Below are 6,347 nucleotides of genomic sequence, written 5' to 3'. Positions count from 1 at the left end.
TAACAATCGGATTATAATTATTGAATAAAATCTTATCAATATAAAAGAATAAAGGATGAGAAAGCAATTGTTTATAGTATGTATGGTGTTGATGGCGGTGCCAACACTCTATTCATGCAAAAAAGACTTTGATAAGCTGAACATAGATCCTATCAACGCTCTTGGCGCAACTGCCGACAAGCTGCTGGCGCCTGCCCTGGTAAACTCAGTAACAGCCGGGATGGTACGGAACAGGAGCTTTACCAATGAATTGATGCAGGTGACCGTATCGCTAAGCGATGGTGATAATACCGTATTCAGATACGCCTATAAAAGCAGCCAGTCAGATTATTTATGGAACAACTGGTACGTGCAACTGACCAACTTTAAACTGGTAGACAGCCTGGCGCGCGGATATGGTAAGGACTCAAGCATCAATTTCTCCTATCAGGGTATTGGAAAAGTATGTAAAGCATGGGTATTTGCTAACCTTACAGATACTTATGGCGATATCCCTTACTTCCATGCACTGCAGGGAGATTCTGATTTTGTACACCCGAGTGTAACGCCGGCTTTCGACAGGCAGAAAGACATTTACCTCGATCTGTTGAATCAGCTGGAAGAAGCCAACATCCTGCTTTCAAAAGGCGATACTATCCGGGTATCAGGTGATCCCGTATATAAAGGAGATGTTACCAAATGGAGAAAATTTGGCAATTCATTATACCTGCGCCTTTTGTTGCGGATCTCGGGCAAAGCGGAACTACAACAGCAATGTATTGCGAAAATAAAACAGATAGCAGAAAATCCTGCACAATATCCCATTTTTCAAAGCAATGCCGATTGTGCCAGAATCTACTGGAACGGAGGAACGAGTACTACTGATCCATATACCAACCCTTATATGACCCAGGTTCGTTCACAGGATTTTCGGGCTCCATCTGTTTGCAGTTTCTTCTTAGACTATTTAGTTGCCTGGACCGACCCGCGTTTGACTTCTGCTGCTCCATACGGATCAGGTAGCCTTGGCCTGGGCTCTTTGGGCATTTCACAGGCCACAGGCGGCGGATTTTATGGTGTACCAAGCGGCTACCTGCCTGGTCATGGAGATCCAAGGGGCGCTTATTTTCAAAGCTATGACAATACCAGTGAAGGTAGTAAAGGTACTACCTGGTCGCTGCAGCAAAACCAACGGACCGGTATTATTATGCAGTATGCCGAAGTACAGTTTATACTGGCAGAAGCGGTTGTAAAGGGATGGATCACCGGCAATGCACAAACTTATTGGAACCAGGGCATAGCCTCTGCCATCAATTATTGGGTGGCTAACTTTAATGACGATATTACTAAACCCAACTTTATCGACCATCTTGCAAATCTGGGCCAGGCCAGTGAAGTTTGGAATGATAGTGATCCTTTAGAAGTTAAAATGGAAAAGATCCACCTGCAGAAATACTATGCACTGTTTTGTACCGATCTGCAACAGTGGTTTGAATACAGACGCACGGGACACCCTGTGTTGCCCAAAGGACCTGGATTGCAAAACTGGGGTGTAATGCCAGCGCGAATGGTATACCCGGTATATGTACAGGCTGCCAACCCAACAAACTATAAAAATGCGGTAGCAATACAGGGCCCCGATGAAATAAGTACCCAGGTTTGGTGGCAGCGTCCTTAAGTGTATCAATTATAAAAAAATCAGTAAGATGAAATATTTAGTAAATCTTTTTTTAATAATAAACGTAGCTGTAGTAATAAACAGTTGCAATAAAAATCCATACGAAAATTATCCGGGAGGTACACCTGGCGACATAATTTCCTGTTTGGATGTACGTCCGCTTTATAAAGACCAGGACCTGGTTCTTTCAAAAGAGAACATGTTCGGTGCTTCCAGGCTGGCTGCGGTAGTTATATCAGACTATACAGAAAAAAATCTTCCTGCCGGTTTGCTGGTAGTACAGGATAACCGGCGCCTGCAAACGGTGCGTGGTATTTCTGTAGAGATCGGGGCTGCTGCTGCCAACTACAAATTGGGCGACTCGGTACTGATAGATATTGCCGGCGCTACATTAACCCGTAAAAATGGCATTTTAACCATTACAGGCCTTACAGAAGCTAATGTCACTGCTGCAGGTAAAGGATCCATTGGTATAACCCCGGTAACCACCGTTCAACTACAAGCGCATCCTGAACTCTATGAAAGCTCTCTTTGCCTTGTTAATAAATGCAGCTTCAATCCTGCTCCAAAAACAGGGGACGTGATAAGTGGCGCCAAGGTGATCAATGATGGTTTTGGGGACCTTGCTCTTTATACCAATCCTGGTTCAAGCTATGCCCAGAATACTCCTTATGGGCTGGCGGCTTATGTAGGCATTCCTTTTCGTACTGCTGAAGGGCCTGTAGTCTTCAGAACAAGGAATGTAAATGATATAATCAATATGGGATCTTCTGCACAGGATTTGCTTATAACCGGATTTATGCCCGATCCTAAAGGTGGAGACGGAGGAAGTGAATACGTACAAATGCTGGCTACTACAGATATAAACTTTTCAACCACCCCATACAGCATTGTATTTAGTTCCAATTCAGGCAATAACAATACTGCTACTCCGCTCGCTGCGGGCTGGGCTACAGGGGGGCAGCGTACCATTAAATGGAACATTACGTCGGGCGGCGTAAAAAAAGGAGAATTTTTTTATTTTGGTTTCCAGAAAAGAGGAATGAATGGTCCAGCAGATACTGATACTTTTCCACCTTCAACAAATTTTTATCAAAAAAATTATAATGGCGCCGACAAGGCTATAAACGCCGGAGATGGAGGACTTGCCAAGGCAAGTAGCTTCAGTAACTCCGGCCCGTTTGCCAACAGCGGAAACACCTGTGGCGTTGCATTATTTAAGGGAACTACTGTTACCGAAGCTTCAGTTCCGGAAGATGTATTGTTTGTGGCCACGGGTGGGGGTCTCGATATTTATAACCCGGCCAAAACGCCTGTCTTAGGCTACAGGATCACTAATAACGACTGGTACTCTATGTATTCGGTAGGGATAGACTCTGCTACTTATAAGCCCGTTATAGTACCTTATCTGTATTATCGTTCCACTGGCAATACCGCCAATATGGCTTACTCAACCCCTTCCGATATCGGCTATTTTTATATGATGGGTGGTATATATAATATTACGCTTGCCAGATGGACAACTGCCCGGAAGAAAGTGCAGGTAGAATTACCTCAGAAAACAGGAAAGACTGTTGACGTTATAGAAAAGGATCCCAATGTAACAAAGCTGGTTGATTGATATTTTATAAGTTGTCCAATCAATGAAAAGCGGCTGTCTCTTAATGTGAGGCAGCCGCTTTCTTTTGTATCTTATCTCCTACTTCGTATTTCTAATCTCCGGTAGGAACAATATCGCTCGTTTCCACCATTAACATTACGGTCTTTTGCAATGCCCTTGTGCGGTGAAGAATGCCTTTGGTAATCGTAAATCCTTCCCAGGGGTTTAAAGTAATTGTTTTGTCTTCGAGGTCAATGAGCAATTGACCATCCAGTACAAAAAAGAATTCATCATCGTTATCGTGTTTGTGCCAGTGGTACTCCCCTTCTACAATGGCAACCCGCACCACGCTGCTGTTCACCTGCGTTAGGGTTTGGTTGAACCATTTATGCTGATTGGCTTTAACAATGGCAGGCACATCGATCAGTTCAAGGTGATTGAATTTTACATCGAGCCGGGTATCGTAGGGAAATTCGTTTTCCATAGCTTACTTTTCTATAAATGTAAACTTGTTTTGGCATTGTTCCAGACGTCTTCGTAGTAAAATACATTTTCAACATGAACGTTAGCGGCGTGATTGAGTTTTATGACTTCCTTATTATCCGCAGGGCGAACCATTTGAACATCTGAAATTCGGGCGCCGACCACATCATCGAGATAAATGGGATACCGGCTGTCGCGATTTTCGTAGTTAAAAGAACAGCCTTTTACGGTGAGGTCCATTACATGGCGGGCATACAATCCGTACGATGGTTCTGTTTTGAGATTGGCTGCATTGTATTGTCCCACCCCTAATTCAGGCGGGGTGGCTGCTGTGTCTGATAATGGATTACCTCCTTTTACCAGTATCTTTACATCGTTGAATACAATATCTTTTATATAGCCGGTATGTTTGCCATTGGGCAGGGTAAAATGGAGACCGCCTGTTACCTGTTCGCTTGTAGGCAGACTGTACCCTGCAATGATGGGAGTTGCCCGGCGTTGTTTGCCATCGTAGCCAGCCCATCTTTTTCCGTTGAAGGAACTGCCTGCATACACTTCGTAAATGTCGATCCCGTTCAGGATGATATTTTCCACCTCGCCGATGTTTACATTTTTAACCAGTAGCTCATTGTGCTGTTCGCCATTATCCCTAAACTGGTATTTGCCTGTTTCCGCTCCTATTACCCGGCCGCGGTTGCTGATGGAAATAAAGAAAGGCGCAAAGGTGCGAAACATTACCGACCGGTGATGCAACGGACCGGTATGTCCGCAGTTGAGGTGAATATTCTTTATATGACCACCGTCGTTGGTAGAGATCGAAAACCCTGCTTTGTTTGAACCGAGCACATAGATATTATCTACACAAATGTCGGTGATGTCGTCTGCCGTTTCGGAACCTATCTGAAACAGGTTGCAATTGGTATCGCCGATCACATTGCGCACCTTATAATCGTGCGCCGGGCGGGTAAAACCCAGGGAACAATCGGAACCGGGTTTTACAATATCATCGGAACTTACTTTTGAGTAAATATTGGTGACCGTTACGTGGCTGCAGGCCATAAAATCATAAATGTCCCGCACACTTGCCGTGCTGCGCCAGGAAAAATAAGTATTGTGAACATGGATGGAATCGGTACCGGTAGCCAGTAAGGCAAAATGCCCGCTGCGATCGATGTGCAGCATGTTATCCGTATCAAAATCGGGTGAGCCGTCTTTGCTGATGTAATAAGGTTCGTCCTTTGTACTATCGTACCAAAGATCGGCTTCGCGGTAAATACCCCCTATTTCAATATTGGTACATAATTTAAAAGAGAACATTTTGTCGGCCCGGTTATCGGGATTATTGTTCATTACCTTGTCGCCGGTAACCAGGTTGCCGTTTCCGGTGATGTAGCCGTTGCCAATGATCTTTACATTGTTGAGCCGTTCGCCAACAAATAAGGCGTTATTGAAATACTGATGGCCCACATCCTGTTTGGTTAAATAGTTCTCCGGGTCTTCATAGGGACCTGCATCTGTAGGTGATAAACCGGAGCGGTATTTTTTATCGCTGAACCAGGTGGTTTCGGGTGCATCGCCGCCTTTTAATGCTTTTATGGCGGCGTCTTTTTCAATGTACAAATACACATTGCTTTTTAAGTGCACGGTTCTAACAGAATAGATCCCCTTACTAAAAAGCAGCGTGCCCCCTCCTATGCGGTTCAGGAAATCGATGGCTTTATTAATGGCCTGGGTACAATCCTGGCTGCTGTCGCCGGTAGCGCCGGCTGTTTTTACATCCAGTTTTCCTGAATACAACTGCGCCGGATTCGAAAATCCTTTGTGCAATCCATCTTTAACCAATAACCTGAATGTATATAATTTATCCTGTTGCAATCCGGTGATAATAGCGACTGATCTTTTCAAATCGATGGTGGCATTGACGGGTGTAAAGGTTTTACCGGAATCAAGAGATTGTTGTAATTGAACGGAGTTTGCGGTTATGGCGCTCCAGGTAAATTGAGCAGTAGTATAAGTAGAGGCTGTTTCCCTGTATTGCAATGACTGGTCAACGGTTCTTGCAAAATCGGCTACGGTGGGGGTTACTGTAAGCATGGCTGTTTCCGCTCCCGTGCCTGCGCTGGTTAATACTTCGGGATTTGAAGTAGTATAGCTTGCTTTGAATGCATAATTACCCGTTTTTGTAAAGCGTACATTCCGGATCACGATTGTCAGATCAGCCCCATTAGCCGGCCGCAGATCGAGATGAGCGAATTGCAACAGGGAGCCGCCATTGGGCTGTGGTGTAATAGACACCGCTCCCACTTTATTGTAAGAATATTTGGTCCCTGTTCTGCCTATAGATTGTTGCGCCAGGTTTTGCAGGGCAACATCGCCCCGGCCGATCACATTCACGGTAGTATTTTGTAAAGTAGCATGAATACCGGCGGGCAGATAAATTTTTACCGTCGCATCGGGACTGCGTTGCCCGGCTGTATAGAAAAGTACCAGGTCTTTTGAAGTGTTCACCGTTACCCGTTCCTGCTGAAAATTAAGCTGCCCACCCAGCGCCAGCGGTTGCAGCACCAGCAGGTATTTTTTCATGGCTATACCATCCTGCGCTGTTAC

4 protein-coding genes are annotated in these 6,347 nt (G+C 44.9%); 2 read left to right on the top strand and 2 right to left on the bottom strand.

What is annotated here, in order from left to right; all coding sequences use genetic code 11:
* The first annotated feature begins 55 nt into the window (after nt 1-55).
* Both ACJ751_RS26180 and ACJ751_RS26175 read left to right on the top strand, forming a co-directional pair.
* The gene (locus ACJ751_RS26180; RefSeq protein WP_407748489.1) at nt 56-1,657 is read left to right on the top strand and encodes a SusD/RagB family nutrient-binding outer membrane lipoprotein; all 1,602 of its coding nucleotides are present in this window, start codon (nt 56-58) and stop codon (nt 1,655-1,657) included.
* 28 nt (nt 1,658-1,685) lie between these two features.
* Nucleotides 1,686-3,278 (top strand): DUF5689 domain-containing protein, encoded by a 1,593-nt coding sequence (locus ACJ751_RS26175; protein WP_407748488.1) that lies wholly within the window; start codon nt 1,686-1,688, stop codon nt 3,276-3,278.
* 91 nt (nt 3,279-3,369) lie between these two features.
* Here ACJ751_RS26175 and ACJ751_RS26170 read toward each other — a convergent pair whose 3' ends face one another.
* On the bottom strand, nt 3,370-3,741 hold the full coding sequence (locus ACJ751_RS26170; protein ID WP_407748487.1) for a cupin domain-containing protein: 372 nt from the start codon (nt 3,739-3,741) through the stop codon (nt 3,370-3,372).
* 11 nt (nt 3,742-3,752) lie between these two features.
* Nucleotides 3,753-6,347: endopygalactorunase (locus ACJ751_RS26165; RefSeq protein WP_407748486.1), on the bottom strand; the 2,595-nt coding region annotated here is incomplete at its 5' end.

The sequence above is a fragment of the Niastella sp. genome (genome assembly GCF_045805085.1).
Lineage (GTDB): Bacteria > Bacteroidota > Bacteroidia > Chitinophagales > Chitinophagaceae > Niastella.
This window is presented reverse-complemented; position numbering and strand designations above follow the sequence as displayed.

What these genes read in the sequence shown, in the direction of transcription:
- ACJ751_RS26170 (WP_407748487.1), bottom strand. Translation starts at nt 3,741, where the DNA reads ATGGAAAACGAATTTCCCTACGATACCCGGCTCGATGTAAAATTCAAT.
- ACJ751_RS26175 (WP_407748488.1), top strand. Translation starts at nt 1,686, where the DNA reads ATGAAATATTTAGTAAATCTTTTTTTAATAATAAACGTAGCTGTAGTA.
- ACJ751_RS26180 (WP_407748489.1), top strand. Translation starts at nt 56, where the DNA reads ATGAGAAAGCAATTGTTTATAGTATGTATGGTGTTGATGGCGGTGCCA.